Annotated in this window: 19 protein-coding genes; 9 read left to right on the forward strand and 10 right to left on the reverse strand. The window is 70.0% G+C overall.

What is annotated here, in order from left to right:
• The first annotated feature begins 57 nt into the window (after nucleotides 1-57).
• Entirely contained in the window at nucleotides 58-951 is an 894-nt protein-coding gene (pucL, locus tag VLI63_RS15680; RefSeq protein WP_409157798.1) for a factor-independent urate hydroxylase, read from the forward strand.
• The gene (locus tag VLI63_RS15685; protein WP_409157799.1) at nucleotides 948-1,430 is read left to right on the forward strand and encodes a nucleoside deaminase; all 483 of its coding nucleotides are present in this window, start codon (nucleotides 948-950) and stop codon (nucleotides 1,428-1,430) included. The genes pucL and VLI63_RS15685 overlap by 4 nt, the downstream gene beginning before the upstream one ends.
• 97 nt (nucleotides 1,431-1,527) lie before the next feature.
• Here VLI63_RS15685 and uraH read toward each other — a convergent pair whose 3' ends face one another.
• Nucleotides 1,528-1,845 carry a hydroxyisourate hydrolase gene (gene uraH / locus VLI63_RS15690; protein ID WP_409157800.1) on the reverse strand — a complete coding sequence of 106 codons (318 nt, stop codon included), beginning with the start codon at nucleotides 1,843-1,845 and terminating at the stop codon, nucleotides 1,528-1,530.
• Nucleotides 1,842-2,345, reverse strand: coding sequence for a 2-oxo-4-hydroxy-4-carboxy-5-ureidoimidazoline decarboxylase (uraD, locus tag VLI63_RS15695; RefSeq protein WP_409157801.1), 504 nt, complete (start codon nucleotides 2,343-2,345; stop codon nucleotides 1,842-1,844). Before uraD ends, uraH begins: the two co-directional genes overlap by 4 nt.
• 16 nt (nucleotides 2,346-2,361) lie before the next feature.
• Here uraD and VLI63_RS15700 point away from each other — a divergent pair, with 16 nt between their 5' ends.
• Complete coding sequence (locus tag VLI63_RS15700) at nucleotides 2,362-2,910, forward strand: NTP transferase domain-containing protein (RefSeq protein WP_409157802.1); 549 nt, start codon at nucleotides 2,362-2,364, stop codon at nucleotides 2,908-2,910.
• A gap of 28 nt (nucleotides 2,911-2,938) precedes the next feature.
• On the opposite strand, the gene VLI63_RS15705 is transcribed toward VLI63_RS15700, so the two are convergent.
• Nucleotides 2,939-4,171, reverse strand: a complete 1,233-nt coding sequence (locus VLI63_RS15705; RefSeq protein ID WP_409157803.1) for an allantoate amidohydrolase — start codon at nucleotides 4,169-4,171, stop codon at nucleotides 2,939-2,941.
• Nucleotides 4,168-5,385 carry a pyridoxal-phosphate-dependent aminotransferase family protein gene (locus VLI63_RS15710; RefSeq protein ID WP_409157804.1) on the reverse strand — a complete coding sequence of 406 codons (1,218 nt, stop codon included), beginning with the start codon at nucleotides 5,383-5,385 and terminating at the stop codon, nucleotides 4,168-4,170. Before VLI63_RS15710 ends, VLI63_RS15705 begins: the two co-directional genes overlap by 4 nt.
• A 98-nt stretch (nucleotides 5,386-5,483) precedes the next feature.
• Here VLI63_RS15710 and VLI63_RS15715 point away from each other — a divergent pair, with 98 nt between their 5' ends.
• Nucleotides 5,484-6,248, forward strand: a complete 765-nt coding sequence (locus tag VLI63_RS15715; protein ID WP_409157805.1) for an SGNH/GDSL hydrolase family protein — start codon at nucleotides 5,484-5,486, stop codon at nucleotides 6,246-6,248.
• An 854-nt stretch (nucleotides 6,249-7,102) separates the two neighbouring features.
• On the opposite strand, the gene VLI63_RS15720 is transcribed toward VLI63_RS15715, so the two are convergent.
• From VLI63_RS15720 to VLI63_RS15745, 6 genes are all read right to left on the reverse strand, one after another.
• A complete protein-coding gene (locus VLI63_RS15720; protein WP_409157806.1) occupies nucleotides 7,103-8,653 on the reverse strand; it encodes an AtzH-like domain-containing protein in 1,551 nt (516 codons plus the stop codon).
• Nucleotides 8,646-9,713, reverse strand: a complete 1,068-nt coding sequence (locus VLI63_RS15725; RefSeq protein ID WP_409157807.1) for an acetamidase/formamidase family protein — start codon at nucleotides 9,711-9,713, stop codon at nucleotides 8,646-8,648. Before VLI63_RS15725 ends, VLI63_RS15720 begins: the two co-directional genes overlap by 8 nt.
• A 119-nt stretch (nucleotides 9,714-9,832) precedes the next feature.
• Nucleotides 9,833-10,864, reverse strand: coding sequence for a sulfate/molybdate ABC transporter ATP-binding protein (locus VLI63_RS15730; RefSeq protein WP_409157808.1), 1,032 nt, complete (start codon nucleotides 10,862-10,864; stop codon nucleotides 9,833-9,835).
• Nucleotides 10,861-11,667 (reverse strand): ABC transporter permease, encoded by an 807-nt coding sequence (locus VLI63_RS15735; protein ID WP_409157809.1) that lies wholly within the window; start codon nucleotides 11,665-11,667, stop codon nucleotides 10,861-10,863. Before VLI63_RS15735 ends, VLI63_RS15730 begins: the two co-directional genes overlap by 4 nt.
• A gap of 2 nt (nucleotides 11,668-11,669) precedes the next feature.
• A complete protein-coding gene (gene modA / locus VLI63_RS15740; protein WP_409157810.1) occupies nucleotides 11,670-12,443 on the reverse strand; it encodes a molybdate ABC transporter substrate-binding protein in 774 nt (257 codons plus the stop codon).
• Nucleotides 12,440-12,844 carry a molybdopterin-binding protein gene (locus VLI63_RS15745; RefSeq protein WP_409157811.1) on the reverse strand — a complete coding sequence of 135 codons (405 nt, stop codon included), beginning with the start codon at nucleotides 12,842-12,844 and terminating at the stop codon, nucleotides 12,440-12,442. The genes modA and VLI63_RS15745 overlap by 4 nt, the downstream gene beginning before the upstream one ends.
• A 55-nt stretch (nucleotides 12,845-12,899) precedes the next feature.
• Here VLI63_RS15745 and VLI63_RS15750 point away from each other — a divergent pair, with 55 nt between their 5' ends.
• The 5 genes from VLI63_RS15750 to VLI63_RS15770 all read left to right on the forward strand — a co-directional run bounded on the left by VLI63_RS15750 (nucleotide 12,900) and on the right by VLI63_RS15770 (nucleotide 17,291).
• A complete protein-coding gene (locus VLI63_RS15750) occupies nucleotides 12,900-13,508 on the forward strand; it encodes a GNAT family N-acetyltransferase (RefSeq protein WP_409157812.1) in 609 nt (202 codons plus the stop codon).
• Between the two features lie 142 nt (nucleotides 13,509-13,650).
• Nucleotides 13,651-14,727, forward strand: a complete 1,077-nt coding sequence (locus VLI63_RS15755; protein ID WP_409157813.1) for a ThiF family adenylyltransferase — start codon at nucleotides 13,651-13,653, stop codon at nucleotides 14,725-14,727.
• Complete coding sequence (gene glp, locus VLI63_RS15760; RefSeq protein WP_409157814.1) at nucleotides 14,727-15,917, forward strand: gephyrin-like molybdotransferase Glp; 1,191 nt, start codon at nucleotides 14,727-14,729, stop codon at nucleotides 15,915-15,917. The genes VLI63_RS15755 and glp overlap by 1 nt, the downstream gene beginning before the upstream one ends.
• A complete protein-coding gene (gene moaCB, locus VLI63_RS15765; RefSeq protein ID WP_409157815.1) occupies nucleotides 15,914-16,882 on the forward strand; it encodes a bifunctional molybdenum cofactor biosynthesis protein MoaC/MoaB in 969 nt (322 codons plus the stop codon). The genes glp and moaCB overlap by 4 nt, the downstream gene beginning before the upstream one ends.
• Nucleotides 16,875-17,291: a molybdenum cofactor biosynthesis protein MoaE gene (locus tag VLI63_RS15770; RefSeq protein ID WP_409157816.1), complete on the forward strand. Its 417-nt coding sequence runs from the start codon at nucleotides 16,875-16,877 to the stop codon at nucleotides 17,289-17,291. Before moaCB ends, VLI63_RS15770 begins: the two co-directional genes overlap by 8 nt.
• Nucleotides 17,292-17,314 lie beyond the last annotated feature (23 nt).

Raw genomic sequence — 17,314 nt, forward strand, 5'->3', positions numbered from 1 at the left:
ACAAAGAATGTTGACCACGGAAACATCGCGGTCACACGAGTTTGCGAGGATCCCACAATGGCAATCATCCTTGGCGACAACCAGTACGGCAAAGCCGAGTGTCGGCTCGTGCGCATCTATCGCGATTCGAAGCGGCACGAGATCCGCGACCTCAATGTGTCCACCGCGCTCCGCGGCCCGTTCGAGCCGGCCTATCTGGTGGGCGACCAGTCCAACGTGCTCCCCACCGATACCCAGAAGAACACCGCTTTCGCCTTCGCCAAGTCGAAGGGCATCGACTCGATCGAGAGCTTCGGCCTCGAGCTCGCCCGCCATTTCGTGCGCGACGTCGACCCGGTGGAGGGGGCCCGCATCGAGATCGAGGAATACGCCTGGGAACGCGCCATCGTCGACGGCGCCGAGCACGACCACACCTGGTTGCGCAAGGGCCAGGAGATCCGCACCGCCGCGGTGACGGTGGATGCCTCGGGCGAACACGTCATCGGCGGATTCAAGGACCTCGTCATCCTCAAGTCCACGGGCTCGGAGTTCGCCGGATTCCTCACCGACGACTACACGACCCTCAGCGAGACCCACGACCGCGTCATGGCCACGGCCCTCGATGCCAAGTGGCGCTTCACGACGACGGATGTCGCGTGGGACGAGGTCTACCGCGGCATCAAGAGCATCCTCGTGCGGGAGTTCGCGACGCTGCAGTCCCTCGCCCTGCAGCAGACGCTGTGGCATATGGGGAAGGCACTGCTCGAGACCTACCCGTGCATCGCGGAGGTGCGGCTCAAAGCGCCCAATCGGCACCACTTCAGCTACGACATCGGCCAGTTCGGCCTCGACAACAGCAACGAGGTCTTCATCGCCGCCGACCGGCCCTACGGACTGATCGAGGCCACCATCCTGCGAGACGACGCCCCGGATGCCGGCCAGGCCTGGCGTGCATCGGCGGGCCTCGCATGACCACCTTCGACGCGGATGACACCCGCTGGCTCGAACGCACCGTCGAACTCGCCACCCTGAACATCGCCAATGGTGGCGGACCTTTCGGCGCGGTCATCGTGCGCGATGGCGTGCTGGTCGCCGAGGGGCAGAACCGGGTGACCGCCGATCTCGATCCCACCGCCCACGCCGAGGTGGTGGCGATCCGAGCGGCGTGCCAGGTGGAGCAGTCGTTCTCGCTGGCCGGGGCGACCCTCTACACCTCCTGCGAACCGTGCCCGCTCTGTCTCTCCGCGGCCCTCTGGGCGCGGGTCGATCGGGTGGTCTTCGCCGCCGACCGGCACGATGCCGCCCGCGGGGGTTTCGACGACCTCGAGTTCTACGAGTTGTTCGCGCGCGACCGCGGCACCTGGCACATCCCGGTGGAGTCCGTGCGTATCCCGCAGTCCCCGGCGCCGTTCGACGCCTGGCTGGCGAATGAGGCTCGCACGGACTACTGAGTCGGCCGGTCGGTCGCTGGCGAAGTGTCCGTCGCGAATGATCACCGCACTCCGCCGGCTACGGAGCGCCGGGGCTACCGCGCGAAAGGAGCGCAGTTCAGCTGCCGCGATACGTCGAATAAGCGAAAGGGCTCAGCAGCAGCGGCACGTGGTGGTGAGCGGTCCCGCCGAGCACGAAGTCGATCGTCACGACCGGGAAGAAGTGCGGAGCTTCGCCGAACCAGGTGCCGGTATCGAAGGACAATCGGTAGCGGCCCGGTGGGAGGGCATCCGGTCCGAGGGAGGCGATACGGCCGTCGGCATCGGTCGATCCCGTCGCGATGGCAGAGCCCGCGGCGGTGGACAGCGTGACCGGCACTCCGACGGCGGGTCGTCCCGTCGCGGTGTCGAGCACATGCGTGGTGACGTGGCTCACGATAGCTCGCCTTCGGCGGGAGCGGCCCACAGCTTCTCGATGCGCAGCAGTGCGATGTCGCGCAGTTGCTCGCCGACGATCTCGAGTTCCGAGCTGTTCGGCAGTTCGAGGCGCCTCTCGAGTTCGGCCAGGATCTCCGCCCGGGACCGTCCGGCGGCACGGATGATGAACACGCGTCCGAACCGCTGCTCATAGGCGACATTCCCGGCGGCGAGCTCGGCGGCGAGATCTTCCTCGTCCGAGCCGAGGCCAGCCTGCTCGTTGCGGCTGAAGGCCTGCGCCGCGCCATCCCCCACCGGCTTCTCACCGATGCGCGGGTGGTGCTGGATCGCCTCGTCGATCTCGCCCGCACTGAGCGGGGTCGCGGCCGCCCTCGCCACCTCCAGCAGCTCCTGGACCGACTCGAACGGAGCAACCCGCACCACGTCGTCGACCCAGCGCGGCACCGCGAGGCTCGCCATCAGTCCGGCGCGGAGTTCGGTGAGGGGCAGCTCGATCATCTGCCTAACATTACCCATGACCACGCTCACCGGAATCGTGCTCGCGGCGGGCAAAGGCTCCCGCCTCGGGCGACCGAAGGCGCTGCTGCGCACCGCGGAGGGCGAGCCCTGGATCGCCCGGGCCGCTGGCCTGCTTCACGCCGCCGGCTGCACCCGCGTGCTCGTGGTGCTCGGAGCGGCCGCCGAGGAAGCAGGGGGCCTCGTGCCGGTGGGCTGCGAGATCCTGGTCGCGGAGAACTGGGCCGATGGCATGGGCGAGTCCCTGCGGGCGGGACTCGACGCGGCGAGCGGGGACGCAGCGCTCATCACCCTCGTCGACATTCCGGACCTGCCGGTCGCCGTCGCGGAGCGGATGCTCGAGCAGCCGGTGACCAGCCACACACTGAGGCAGGCGGTGTTCGACGGCCGACCGGGGCATCCGGTGCTGATCGGCAACACGCACTGGGACGCTGTCGCCTCGACCCTCGTCGGTGACCGGGGTGCGCGCGACTACCTCGCGGCCAACGGCGTGCGCGAAGTGGAGTGCGGGGACCTCTTCGACGGGCACGATATCGATCGGCTGTAGCCTCCGACCGGCCCGTCGTCTCGCGATGTCAGTACTCTGACACCAGGTGAAGGACCGCAGCTTCATAGGCGTCGAGCGCTGCCGCGACATCCGCCGCCGTCACATGCTCATCCGGATGGTGACTCACGCCCCCGCGACAGCGCAGGAACAGCATGGCGAACCGGGTGAGCGCCGAAACGGCGACCCCGTCGTGGCCCGCACGGCTCCAGAAGGCCATCGGTTCGGCATCGCCGGTGGAGCGGATTCCCGCGCCGATGGCCGCCTGCAGGCCGGGATCGCAGGTGACGGCATCGGCCCGGTACGTCTCCGTCGCGGCGAAACTGAGCCCGCGCCGGGTGCAGATCTCGTCGGCGGCGGCGCGGATGCGTTCGAGACAGTCGTCGCGGTCGGCGTCGAATTCGGCCCGAAGGTCGAGGCTCAGCTCCACCCTGCCGGGAATCACGTTCACGCCGCCGGGGAACGCCTGCAGGCGCCCGACAGTGCCGATCGTTCCCGTCTCCTTCGAGAGCCGCTCGATGGCGACGACCAGTTCGCTCGCGCCGATGAGGGCGTCCCGGCGACGGTCGAACGGCGTGCCGCCCGCGTGCCCCGCCGTGCCGGTCACCGTGAGTGCGAAGCGGCGCGCGCCGGCGATCGAGGTGACGACGGCGAGCCGCCGATCGGCGTCCTCGAGTTGCATGCCCTGCTCGATATGCGTTTCGAGGTAGCCGACGAGCGATTCGCCGCGGCGGAACGCCCCCGGCAGGCGCGCGGGGTCGAGCCCGAAGTCCTGGAAGGCCTCGGCGAGGGTGATGCCGTCCTTGTCGGTGAGCTGCCACCACTCTTCGTTCCACGTGCCGGCGAGGGCCCGGCTGCCGAGCAGCGCTGTGCCGAAGCGGGTGCCCTCCTCGTCGCTGAAGGCCACCACCTCGAGAGCGAAGGGCAGGGCGATGCCGGATCGGCGCAGCCGGTCGACGACGGCGATCGCGAGAAGCACGCCGAGCATGCCGTCGTAGCGGCCGGCATCCGGAACCGTGTCGATGTGCGAACCGAGGAGGAGGGCTGGCAGCCCCGGCGCGGAGCCCTCCAGGCGGCCGCACTGGTTGCCGGCGGCATCCTGCCAGGTCGACAGGCCGGCCTCGGTCATCCAGCGGGCGACGAGGTCGTTGGCGGCGCGATGCTCCGGAGAGAGATGCACCCGCTCGAGCCGGTCCGGCTGGCTCGACAGCCCCGCGAGGTCGTTGCACCGCTCGAGGATGAGGGCGGCCTCCGGAGCGCTCATGAACCGTAGAAGTCGAGCGCGGAGCCGACCCCGCTGCCCGCCGTCACCGCGACACCACCGCGGCGGAGCACCTGCTCGAGAGCCGCGAGGGTGGTGAGCACGGTGTCTCGCCGGGCGTTGTAGCCCATGGTGCCGATGCGCCAGACCCGGCCGTGCAACGGGCCGAAGGAGGTGCCGATCTCGATGCCGTAGTCGCTGAGCATGGTCGCGCGCGCGCCGTCTCCGTCGATCCCGGAGGGGATCTCGACCCCGACGACATTGTTCATGCGCACCGACTGGTCACCGAACAGGTCGAATCCGAGCCCCACGAGACCGGCGACCATCGCCGAGCCGTGCAGCCGATGACGTTCGATCGCCTCGGGGATGCCCTCCTCGATGAGGATTCGCGCGCACTCCCGGGCGCCGTAGAGCATCGTCGTGGCCTCGGTGTGATGGTTGAGCCTCTTGGGGCCCCAGTAGTCCATGATCATCGCGAGGTCGAAATAGTTGGAGCGGATCGGGCTCGCCAGCACGGCATCCCCCTCGGAGCGGATGCCAGCCTCGATGCTCTTGCGTCGGTTGATCACGTCCACAGCCGCCGCCGAGAGCGTGATCGGTGCACTGCCGGAGGGGCCGGCGAGGCACTTCTGCAGGCCGGCGGTCGCGACATCAACTCCCCAGGCATCGGTCTCGAACTCGTTGCCTCCGAGGGATGCCGTGGTGTCGGTGTAGATAAGCACGCCGTGTTTGGCGCAGATCGCGCCGACCTCGTCGAGGGGCTGGGCGAGGGTCGTGGAGGTGTCGCCATGCACGATGGCGAGGATCTTCGGCTTCGAGGAGAGGATCGCCGTCTCGATCTCGGCCGGGATGAAGACCGTGCCCCACTCGCGTTCGACCACGTGCACTTCTGCTCCGCAGCGCTCCGCGATCTCGCGAAGGAGGTGGCCGAATCGTCCGAAGATCGGCACGAGCACGCGATCGCCCGGCTCGATGAGAGAGACGAGCGCGGCCTCGATTCCGGCGCGCGAAGTGCCGTCGACCAGCAGGGTGGCCTCGTTCGCGGTGCGGAAGACGCCCCGATAGAGCTCCATGGTCTCGGTCATGTAGGCCGTCATCGCGGGGTCGTACTGGCCAACCAGCTGGGCGGACATCGCCCGCAGCACGCGCGGATCGGCGTTGATGGGGCCGGGGCCCATCAGCAGCCGCTGCGGAGGATCGATCGGGTAGCTCTGCATGGTGTCCTCGCGGGGTGTGATGAATCTGCTGGTCGAGAAGTCCAGCCTACGGAACGGGCGTTTCAGACGGGTTTCGCGAAGTGTGATGGACTCGGGGCGTGACGATCAATTTCTCCAGCTATGTTGCCATCGGCGACAGCTTCACCGAGGGTGTGGGGGACGACCTGCCCGACGGACGCGTGCGAGGGTGGGCCGACCTGGTCGCCCTCGGCCTCGCCGCGGCATCCCCGGAGCGAGTCAGCTACGCGAACCTCGCCATCCGGGGGCGGCTGCTCGCCCCGATAGTGACCGAACAGCTCGATGCCGCCATCGCGCTCTCCCCCGCTCTGATGAGCATCAACGGGGGCGGCAACGACATCCTGCGGCCGCGGGTCTCGATCGGCTCGATCGCCGACCAGCTGGAGGCCGCGGTCGACAGGGCGGTCGCGAGCGGGGTGCACGTGATCCTGGTCAGCGGCGCGGACCCCACCCGGCACATCCCCCTCGGATCCTTCGTGCGCGCGAGGGGAGAGCTGCTCGCGGCATCCGTTCGCGGCCGGCTGCCCAAGGAGCACGTGACCTTCGTGGACAACTGGGCCGATGCCGAGCTCGGGCGGCTGCCGTACTGGTCTCGCGACAAGCTGCACCTCAATCCGATGGGGCACGCCCGGGTTGCCGGAAACGTGCTGGCGGCGCTCGGTGTTCCGATCGCGGATGCTTCGGACCCCGGCACCCCCGCCGAAGCGCATGAGCGCACCTCCGCCTACTGGCGGCGCTACGTGCTGCCCTGGATCGGACGTCGCCTCACCGGCCGCTCCTCTGGCGACAACCGTGAGCCGAAGATCGCGAGCCTTCAGCCGGTGGAGCTGCCTACCCGCGACTGATCGGTGCGGGTTCGTGTCCCCCGCGACTGATGGCGCGGGTTCGGGTCCCCCGCGACTGATGGCGCTTTCCCGCGATCGCCCCCGGCGCGACCCGTCACTAACGGTCGCGCTGGCCCGCCGAGAGAGCAGTTTCTGACGGGTGGCTCCCGCCTCTCCCCGGACTTCCCGGCCTGCCCGGCCTGCCCGGCCTCCCCGGCCTCCCCGGCGTACCCGGCCTGCCCGGCCTCCCCACGCGCGACCGCTCGCCGCCGGCCACCACCCCCGCGTCAACCGTCACAACTGGTCACCCCGGCCCGCCGGGAGGACAGATTCTGCCGGCTGACTCTCGCCTCTCCCCGGACTTCCCGCGGCAACTGTCACAGACGGTCGCCGTGGCCAGCCGAGACAGCAGTTTGTGACGGGTGGGCCTCGCCCAAGGGGAGCCCTCACCGGGGATACGTCCCGGCGCTCGACCGCACCTACGGCAACCTTCCCCGCGAGCGACCAGTCCCCGCCGAGGACCACCCCGCGTCAACCGTCACAACCGGTCGCCCCGGCCCGCCGGGAGGACAGTTTCTGCCGGTCGGCACTCGCCTTCCGCCAGCCGCCCCGCGGTCACCCGTCCCAAATAGTCGCCTCGGCTGGCTGAGACAGCGTCTTCTGCCGGATGGACAGAGCCGGCGGCAGAGCGGGACAAACGGGGGAGCTCACACAGGCAGAGCGGGACAAACGCGCCAGCTCACACAGGCGTAGCGGCACAAACGCGCCAGCTCACACCGGCACAGCGGCACAAAGGCGCGAACTCACACCGGCGCAGCGGCACAAACGCGCAAGCCCACAGCGGCGCGCGAGCCCACCGCCACACCGCTACACCGCTACGCCAGCGACTCCCCCATCGCTATGAGTGCCACGTCGGTGTTCGGCGGTCCGACGAGGCCGAATCCGACCGGTGCACCTTCCACTGTCAACAGCGGCACGCTCAACGACGGCCGGCCGGCGATCCCGGCGACACAGGTGAGGCGCAGAGTGCTCTGGCGCACCTGCTCGATCGTCTCGGCATCCGCTGTCGTCGACGGGGCGACGGATGACGCCGACGGCAGAAGCAGCACCCGGTCGCCGACGATCGATTCGATGCGTTCGCGGGCGAGCTCGAGCGCCTGCCGCGCGAAGGACTCGGTCTCCGGATCGATCGTCGCGCCGAACGCGAACCGGGCGGCGATCTCCTCGCCGAGGGCGTCGGGATGCGCGGTGATCCACTCCCCGTGGGTCGCCCACGCCTCGGCGGACTGCACCGTGCGGAAGATCTCGTGCAGGTCGTCGATGTCGGGAAGCGTCACCTCGACCAGATCGTCGGTGAGGCCGGCTTCGGCGAGTCGGGCGAGCGTCACGGCGAAGGCATCCTGCAGTTCCGGTGTCGCGAGCGCGAGGAGCGCCGGTGCGACAGCGAACCTCCCGGAGACCTCGGCACGGCCGGCGCTGCCGAGGGAGGCGGATGCCGCGGCGCGCAGCGTGGCCGCATCGCGCGTCATCCAGCCCACGGTGTCGAACGAGGGCGCGAGCCCGAGCAGGCCATCGCGCGCCACGGCGTCGTGCGTCGTGCGGAGTCCCCAGAGGCCCTGGTAGGAGGCGGGCACCCGGATCGATCCACCGGTGTCCGTGCCGAGGCCGATCGAGACCTGCCCGGAGGCGACAGCCGTGGCCGGACCGCTCGAGGACCCGCCCGGAATCGCGCCGACGACAGCGGCGTTCGGCGGAGTGCCGTAGTGCGAGTTCTTGCCGGCGACGCTGTAGGCGAATTCGTCGGTCTGGGCGATTCCCTGCACCGTCGCGCCTGCCGCGAGGAGCGCGGTGACCGCCGAGGCATTCGCGACGGTTCGAGGCGCTTCGGCGAGATACGCCGGCACTCCGGCACCCACGGCGAATCCCGCGACGTCGAAGAGGTCCTTGACCGCGACGGTCTCGCCGACCAGCGGACCCTCCGCGGCCCCGGTGACCAGCGGGCTGCCGACGACCCGCCAGACGGATGCCGCGATCGCGGGAGCCGGAACGCTCACGTGGGCGGCCTCGACCAGCCAGTCGACGTCTCCGTCGTTCGTGGAGCTGCGGTGCCAGAGCTGGGTCTGCTGCCCCCGGCCGCCGGTGGCGGGAAGGGTCACGGCCACGACGAGCGCGCGATCGTTGCCGAGGTCACGCACGTGGATGTCGCCGATACTGCGGGCGGGAGCTCCGCCGCGACCCTGCCGGAAGACACTGATCGCGTCGTGACCCACGAGGACGCCGCCGGCGTCGCCGCGCAGCGTCCCGTCGCCGGGAGCGAAGAGCCGGTCGAGCGCGGCGAGATCGTTGGCCATGAGGGCCCGCTCGTACTCCCAGAATGCGTCGAGGAGCCCGTCCGGAGCGGCTCCTTCTACTGTGCTGTCAGTCAAAATCTGCCACCCTAATCTTTGCGTGAACGCCTTTCACGATATCCACGACCTGCGAGATGTTGAAGTCCGTCGCCGCGCTGAGGTACGCGTAAGCGTGTGCGGCGTCGAGTGAGAATCGGGCCTGCAACAGGGCGATCGCGGCGCGCACGCAAGCCTTGACCGCCTCATCCAGGTCTTCGTCCATGCCGGTCGGCACGAGGTAATCGGTCGTCTCCACCAGGGGCCCGACCAGGCCGCCGAAGGCTTCGAGTGCGTCATGCTGGGTGAGCACATCGAAGCGCAGGGTCGCCCGCAGGGAGGCCTCCATCGCGGTGAGGGCGACTTCGCCGTCGCCCTGCGCGAAGTGCGGGTCTCCGACGTAGGCGAGCGCGCCCTCCGCCTGGATCGGCAGGTAAAGACTGCTTCCGACTGTCAGCAGGTTGATATCGATGTTGCCGCCGTGTGGCCCGGGCGGCACGGAGTGCGGGCGCACGTCTCCCGCAACGGCCACCCCCATGATTCCGAGAAACGGTGCGAGCGGAAAGCGGATGCTGTGCTCGCCGCCGAGCACGCGCGGCATCGTGCCCAAGCCTTCGGAGACGCCCGCGAAGACGCTCACACGCTCCCCGTCGACCGGGTACTCGCCGGGGAGAGCCCCGCGGCCGTGTCGGTTCGACACGATTCCGTAGGGCACCCGCTGCAGGGTCTCGAGCACGGTGATCTTGAGCAGGTCCCCGGGCCGGGCGCCGCGGATGCGTACCGGGCCGGTGACCACGTGGGGGCCGTCGACCGCCGGGTCACCCCGGTAGTCGGAGGAGGCGAGCGCCACGGCATCCGTCAGCACGCTGTCGGCGTCCACCCCGAACCCGGCGAAGAAGGCGAGCGGATCGCGGCCCTGGTCTTCGTGGATGCCCTCGTGGCTGATCGTGTCGATCGTGACCTCATCGCCCGTATCGATCGTGAGCACGGGACTGTCGGAGGCGCAGGGAAGCCGCCCCCAGAGCACTGCGGAGCGATCGGCCGGCAGGTAGTGAGGTGCGCGGATCGGGCCGACACCGGGCTGGAGTACGGCGTCGGACATCGCGCTCTCGCTTTCGGCTCGGTGGCGGCACGGGCGATCCGTGCTTTCTGAACCCTACAGAGAGCTCCAACGGGGGCGGCGACGCCATGCGGTGGGGGCGCAGATCCGCCCTGCGGCACTCAGCGTGGGTACACCGCCACTTCGTCCTCCGGCAGGCCGAACCAGACCGGCAGTCCGGGACTGAGCCCGAGCACTGCCGCGCGACCCGGCGAGATGTCGGCTGCCATCGATGCCGACCGCACCCGCACGCTGTCCCCACGGGGCTCGAGATCCTGCACCGTCACCGGGAACGCATTGGCACCGGCCGGGCGATCGAGCTGCACGGAGATCGCGGAGGGTCGTGCCGCGGCGGCGGCGGGCGCGCCGAGCGTGCCCGTGCCCGCGCCGGTGACCACCGTGCCGTCCGACATCCGGAGCCCGGTGGCGGTGCGCACCCCGGTGAGCAGATTGAGTCCGGCGAGACCGGCGGTGAACGGATGCCGCGGCCGCTGCAGCACCTCGGCCGTCGCCCCCTGCTCCACGATCTTCCCCTCGCCGAGCACCACCACGCGGTCGGCGAGGGTGAGGGCGTCGAGCACCTCGTGCGTGACCACGATTGCGGTGCGGCCGGCGAGCACCGTGCGGAACATGCGCCGAAGGGTGGGTGCGACCGCCACGTCGAGGGCGGCGAGCGGCTCATCGAGCAGTAATAGTCGAGGCTCCGGTGCCAGGGCGCGCGCGATCGCCACCCGCTGCGCCTGTCCGCCCGAGAGCTGGGCCGGGCGGCTGGCGCCGAGTTCCGCCGCCTCGACCGCGGCGAGCCACCGGTGGGCGGATGCCCGTGCTTCCGCCCGCGGCCGGCCCGCGCTCCGCGGCCCGAAGGCCACATTCTCCAGAGCGGTCAGGTGCGGGAAGAGCAGTGCTTCCTGGGCGAGCAGCGAGATGCCCCGCCGATGGGGCGGCAACCAGAGCCCGCGGGACAGGTCGAACAGGGACTCCCCGTCGAGATCCGCCCGGCCGGAGTCGGGCCGCAGGAGTCCGGCGAGGATCGAGAGAAGGGTCGATTTACCCGCCCCATTCGGCCCGAGCACGGCGAGGGTGTGCCCCTCGGCCACGTCGAGGGATACGTCGAAGCCGCGCTCGGCGACCGTCGCCTGCAGGTGCAGCGTCATGCGGTGAACCGCGCCCGGGTGGCGGGGGCGGTGCGCAAGGTGAGTCCGACCACCACGAGGGAGACGACGACCAGCACGAGCGACAGGGCCACAGCGGCATCCGGATCCGTCTCCCGCTGCAGGTAGATCTCCAGGGGCAACGTGCGCGTGACCCCCTGGAGGCTGCCCGCGAAGGTGAGGGTGGCCCCGAATTCGCCGAGGGCGCGGGCGAATGACAGCACGGCGCCGGAGAGCAGCGCGGGCAGCACGAGGGGCAGCGTGATGCGCCTCAGTACGGTGCTCGGCTGCGCTCCCAGCGTGGCGGCCACCGCCTCATAACGTGTGCCAGCCAGGCGGATGGCTCCCTCGAGACTCAGTACGAGGAACGGCAGGGCGACGAAGGTCTGGGCGATCACGACCGCCACCGTGGAGAATGCGATGCTCACCCCGAGCGCCTCGAGCGGGCGGCCGAGCAGACCCTGCCTGCCGAAGGCCGCGAGTAGCGCGATGCCGCCGATCACCGGGGGCAGCACCAGGGGCAGCAGCACGATCGTGCGCACGACCCGCTGGCCGGGAAAGGTGGTGCGCGCCAGCAGGAGTGCCATCGGCACACCGAACAGCACGCAGAGCGCGGTCGCGGCGAGCGAGGTGCGCAGACTCAGCAGCAGGGCGTCGACGGAAGAGGCACTCGTGACCAGAGCGACGAATCCGCCCCAGTTCACCCGGGTCGCCATGGCGACCAGCGGCAGCAGCACGAACGCCGCGCCGACGATCGCGATCGCGATCACCCAGCGCGGCAGTCCGGAAAAGGCTGTGCGGTCCATACTCAGGGGGCGCCGAAGCCCGCCGCGGCGAGCACGGACCGGCCGACCGCGCCGGTGACGAAGGCCACGAAGGCGGTGGCGACCGCCTGGTTCGTTCCCGCCTTCACCGTGGCGATCGGGTAGGTGTTGACGGCCGCGCTCGATTCGGGGAACGTGATCCCCTTCACGCTCGAGCCGGCACCCTTCACGTCGGTCACGTAGACGAGGCCGGCATCCGCCTCACCGGACGAGACCTTGCCGAGCACATCCGTGACCGCGTTCTCCTCGCTCACCGGGCTGATTTTCACCCCGCTGGCGGTTTCGACGGCCACCGTCGCCGCACCGCACGGCACGGTCGGCGCGCAGACCACCGTTTTGACGCCGGGCCCCGCGAGGTCGGCGAGGGTCGCGATCTTCGCCGGGTTGCCCGGTGGCACCGCGATCTCCAGCACATTGGTGGCGAAGTTCACCGGAGTCGACACCAGGGCCGAGACCTTCGTCATGTTCTTCGTGTCGGCCGAGGCGAACACGTCGGCGGGCGCTCCCGCGGTGATCTGCGAGACCAGGTCGGCAGACCCCGCAAAACTCGTCGCGACGGTCACGCCGGGGTGCGCTGCCTCGAAATTGGCGGCGAGTTCTCCGAAGGTCTTGGTGAGGGATGCCGCGGCGAAGACCGTGATCGACCCGCTGAGGGTGTCATTATTCGGCGTCGCCGATGGCGAGGGCGCGGCGGCGGCACATCCGGCTGTAGCGAGAAGGATGCCGAGCGTGAGGATGGGGAGGAACCCTTTTCTCACTGTTTCCCGCCGGGGGTCTCGATGATGACCGTCGTGGCCTTCACGACCGCAATGGCGACGGATCCCGGCTCGAGCCCCAGGTCCCGTACGGCCTCGCTGCTCATGAGGGAGACGACGCAGTGCGGCCCGCACTGCAGCTCGACCTGGGCCATGACGGTGTCCATCACGATGTTCGTGACCAGGCCGACGAAGCTGTTGCGGGCCGACCGCGAGACGCCGGAGGGGTCATCCGGCAGCACCGCGTGGTCCCGCGCCAGCGTCGCGAGGGCGAGGCCATCGACGACGGCACGCCCCGACTCGTCCTTTTCGGCGATCAGGGTGCCGTTGTCGACCCAGCGGCGCACCGTGTCGTCGCTCACTCCCAGGTAGAGGGCGGCATCTTTTATCCGTATCTGCGGCATGGATACCATATTACTTCCGTTTTCACGGAAGTCAGGGCCCGTCTACGCTAGGCCTATGGAGCAGAGCGGCGAACCCCCGACAGCCCGGATCGCCACGGCGGCAGACCTCGACGGCATGGTGCGCACGCTCACCTCCGCCTTCCTCGGCGATCCGCTCTGGGGACCCTCCTTTCCGGATGACGTGCGCCGGGTGGAGCAGATGTCGGCCTTCTGGCGGCTCTTCACCACCTCGGCGCTGCGCTACCCCTGGAGCTTCGTCACCGAGGAGTGTGCATCCCTGTCGATCTGGCTGCCACCGGGCGGCGAGGACCTCACGGATGACGAGGCGCGCGGGTACGACGCCTTCCTCGTCGACCTGGTCGGCGCCGAGGCCGCCCGCCGGATCGGGGTCGTCTCCGCCCAGTTCGAGGAGCTGCGCCCGACGGAACCGCACTACTACCTCAACTTCCTCGCCACCCACGACGAACACCGCGGGCACGGCCTCGGCATGACCCTCCTGCGGGAGAACCTTCACCGCGTCGACGCCCTCGGGGCCGCTGCCTACCTCGAATCGACGAACCCGGCGAACAACACCCGTTACCAGGGCGTCGGATTCGAGCCGAGGGGCGCGTTCACTACGGCGACGGGGCACGTCGTCACCACGATGTGGCGGCCGGCGCGCTAGACCGCGACCGCTCCCACCCGTCACAATCCAGTCGGGAAGCTCTCCCTGCCGACACGATGCGACGGGTGGGCGGAGCAGACCGCTCGAGTCTCCCGCTCGTCGACCTGCGCCCCCGCCCGATCACACCTGCGAGAATCGAAGGATGCAGGCATCCCCGGGCGCGAGATATTCCCGCCAGCTCGCCCTCCCCGGCTTCGGGCCAGAGGCTCAGCAGCGACTGGCGGATGCCCGCGTGCTCGTGATCGGCGCCGGCGGGCTCGGCAGCAGCGTGATTCCGGCTCTTGCCGCGGCGGGTGTCGGCACGATCGGCATCATCGACGACGACACCGTGGAGCTCAGCAACCTGCATCGCCAGCTCGCTCACGGCCTCGCGGATGTCGGTCGCGCGAAGGCGCTCTCCGCCGCGGAAACGGTGGCCGCCATCGACCCGGCGGTCACGGTGAACGCGGTCGAGGCCCGCCTCACCGCGGACAACGCTCTCGAGCTCTTCGCCGACTACGACCTCGTGGTCGACGGCAGCGACAACTTCCCCACCCGGTACCTCGCCAATGACGCCGCGGCGCTCACCGACATCCCTCTGGTCTGGGGCGCGGTCTCCCAGTTCGCCGGTCAGGCCGGCGTCGCGTGGGCATCGCGGGGTCCGCAGTACCGCGACCTGTTCCCGGCTCCCCCGCCCCCCGGATCCGTGCTCTCCTGCGAAGCCGGTGGGGTGCTCCCGACAGTGGTGGCCGTGATCGGATCGATCATGGCCGGCGAGGCGCTGAAACTCATCACCGGCGTCGGCAGACCTCTCATCGGGCGCGTCACCACCTTCGACGCCCTCACCGGTGGATTCCGCGAGCTCGCCTATGCCCCGGATCCGGATGCCGCCCCCATCACCGCCCTCGTCGACTACGAGCTGTTCTGCGGCATCCGCGACACCATCGACGTCGACGAGCTCGCGGCCTCTCTCGACGGAGTGACGCTCATCGATGTGCGCGAGCCCTGGGAGGCGGAGATCGCCAGCCTTCCCGGGTCGACGCTCCTGCCCCTCGGTTCGATCGGCTCGAGGCTCGGGGAGATAGACCGCTCGAAACCGGTGGTCGTCTATTGCCACTCGGGCATCCGCTCGGCGAGCGCCGTCGCGATGCTCGGCGAGCGCGACATCCCGGCCCGCAGCCTCGTCGGCGGAATCGACGCCTGGTCGCGCCGCATCGACCCCAGCGTCGCGAGGTACTGATGGCTCACCGCTCGGTCGAGGAGCACGTCGCTCATATTCGCAGCCTCGTCGTGCCGGCCATTCCCACCGGTTCCGAGACCGTCCAGCTCGGCGCCGCCCTCGGGCGCGTGACCGCCGCGGCCATCCTCTCGCCGGTGGATCTGCCCCTCTTCCGCAATTCGCAGATGGACGGCTTCGCGGTCGTCGCGGCAGAATTGCACAGCCTTCCGGTGACCCTCCCCGTCGTCGGTGAGATCCCGGCGCGCCGCGGGACTCCGCCGACACTGGCCGCGGGCACTGCAGTGCGCATCATGACCGGTGCCGTCGTGCCGGAGGGAGCGGATGCCGTGGTGCCGGTCGAAGACACGACCGCGACCGCCGACTCGGTGACGATCGCCCGCGCACGCGTCGCGGGCGAGTTCGTGCGCGACCGCGGAAGCGACCTCCGGGCGGGTGATCCCCTGCTGCCCGCGGGCCTGCGGCTGGCCTCGCGTCACCTTGCAGCCCTGGCGGCCGCCGGTATTGACAAGGTAGAGGTGCGACGGAGGGCGCGCGTAGTCGTGATCAGCACCGGTGCGGAGCTGACCGAGACGGGAAAGCGGGCGGGTCCGGGCGAGATCTACGACTCCAACGGCACTGCGCTCACCGCGGCGGTCACGGCCTGCGGTGCCGAGGTCACCTTCGCGATCGTGTCATCCAACGACGAGCTCTCCCAACTGCGCGGTGCCATGCTGATGGGAGTCGCCAACGCCGACATCATCCTCACCTCCGGCGGCATCTCGATGGGTGAGCACGAGGTCGTTCGCGACTTTCTGAGCACCATCGGCGGTGAGGTCGGACACATCGCCATGCAGCCCGGCGGGCCGCAGGCGACCGGGGTCTTCAGCGGTGTTCCCGTGATCAGCTTTCCCGGTAACCCGGTGAGCACGCAGATCTCCTTCGAGGTCTTCGTCGCGCCGATCCTGCGCGAGGCGGCGGGCCTGCCCGCGGCCCATCGCCAGCGGCGCACCCTCTCCGCCGATGTGCGCTCGGCACCCGGCAAACGGCAGTTCCTGCGCGGCCGGGCACTGCCCGATGGCCGCGTCGAAGTCGTGGGCGGGCCGAGCTCGCACCTGGTGGCCGGGCTCGCGGCATCCGACCTGCTTATCGACATCCCCGAAGACACCATCGAACTGAAAGAGGGCGACCCCGTGGAAACGATCGACCTGTGAGCAATCTGAGCCATCTCGACGAAGACGGACGCGCCCGCATGGTGGATGTCGGCGACAAGGCGATCACGGCCCGCACCGCCACCGCCACCGGGCGGCTCGTGACCACCCCGGATGTCGTGGCCCTCGTGCGCGCCGATGACCTGCCGAAGGCCGATGTGCTCGCCACCGCTCGCATCGCCGGAATCTCCGGCGCAAAGAAGACGAGCGAGCTCATCCCGCTCTGCCACCAGGTGCCGCTCTCGTCGGTCAGCATCGACTTCCAGTTCACGGATGACGCGATCCTGGTGTCGGCGACGGCCAAGACCGTCGGCCGGACCGGGGTAGAGATGGAAGCCCTCACCGCGGTGGCGATCGCCGGCCTCACGCTGCACGACATGGTGAAGGCTGTGGATCCGGCGGCGGTGCTCGGCGAGATTCGGCTCGAATCGAAGACCGGCGGCAAGCGCGGGCATTGGACCCGGCACGGGGTCATCCCACCCGAAGCCGTTCGATCCGGCAGTGCGGCAGTCGTCGTGGCCTCCACCGCCGGAGCCGCCGGAACGCGGGAAGACACGACCGGGCCGGTCATCTCCACCTGGCTCGCCGAGCACGGTTTCGCGGTCGACGCGGTCACGGTCGTGGCCGACGCCGATATCGCCTCCGAGTTGTCGCGGGTGGTGGCATCCGCCCCCGCCGTGATCATCACGACGGGCGGCACAGGCCTCAGCCCCACCGACCGCACCCCCGAGGCCACCATCGCCCTGCTCGATCGCGAACTGCCCGGCGTGGCCGAGGCGATCCGCGCCCGCGGGCTCGCTGCGACACCGACCGCGGCCCTCAGCCGCGCCGTCGCCGGCACGGCCAACGGCACCGTTATCGTGAACCTTCCGGGATCCACTGGCGGCGTGCGCGACGGCCTCGCGGTTCTCGACGGGCTGCTGGAACACCTCGTGGCGCAGATCGCCGGCGGTGGCGCCCATGAGTGACGCCGTGCGTGCCCTCATCTCCGCCGAGCCCATCGACGCCACGGCCATCGAGGACTTCGTGATGGATGCGCAGCAGGGCGCTCTCGTGACCTTCCGCGGGGTCGTGCGCAACCACGATCACGGGCTCGCGGTCACGTCGCTCGAGTACTCCGCCCATCCGGATGCCGCCCGGTTCTTGACCGAGTGCTGCGAGACGATCGCCGCCGAGACCGGCCTCCGCGTGGCCGCCGCCCACCGCGTCGGCCCACTCGTCGTCGGTGATATCGCCCTCGTCGCCGCGGTGGCCGCCGCTCACCGCGGCGAGGCCTTCGCCGCCTGCGAGCGACTGGTCGACCTCATCAAGCTGACGGTGCCGATCTGGAAGCGCCAGCACCTCGCCGACGGCGCCACCGAGTGGGTCGGGCTGTAGCGCCGTCGAATTACTTACTTGAC

It is taken from the genome of Lacisediminihabitans sp. H27-G8 (genome assembly GCF_046156175.1).
Classification (GTDB): Bacteria; Actinomycetota; Actinomycetes; order Actinomycetales; family Microbacteriaceae; genus Lacisediminihabitans.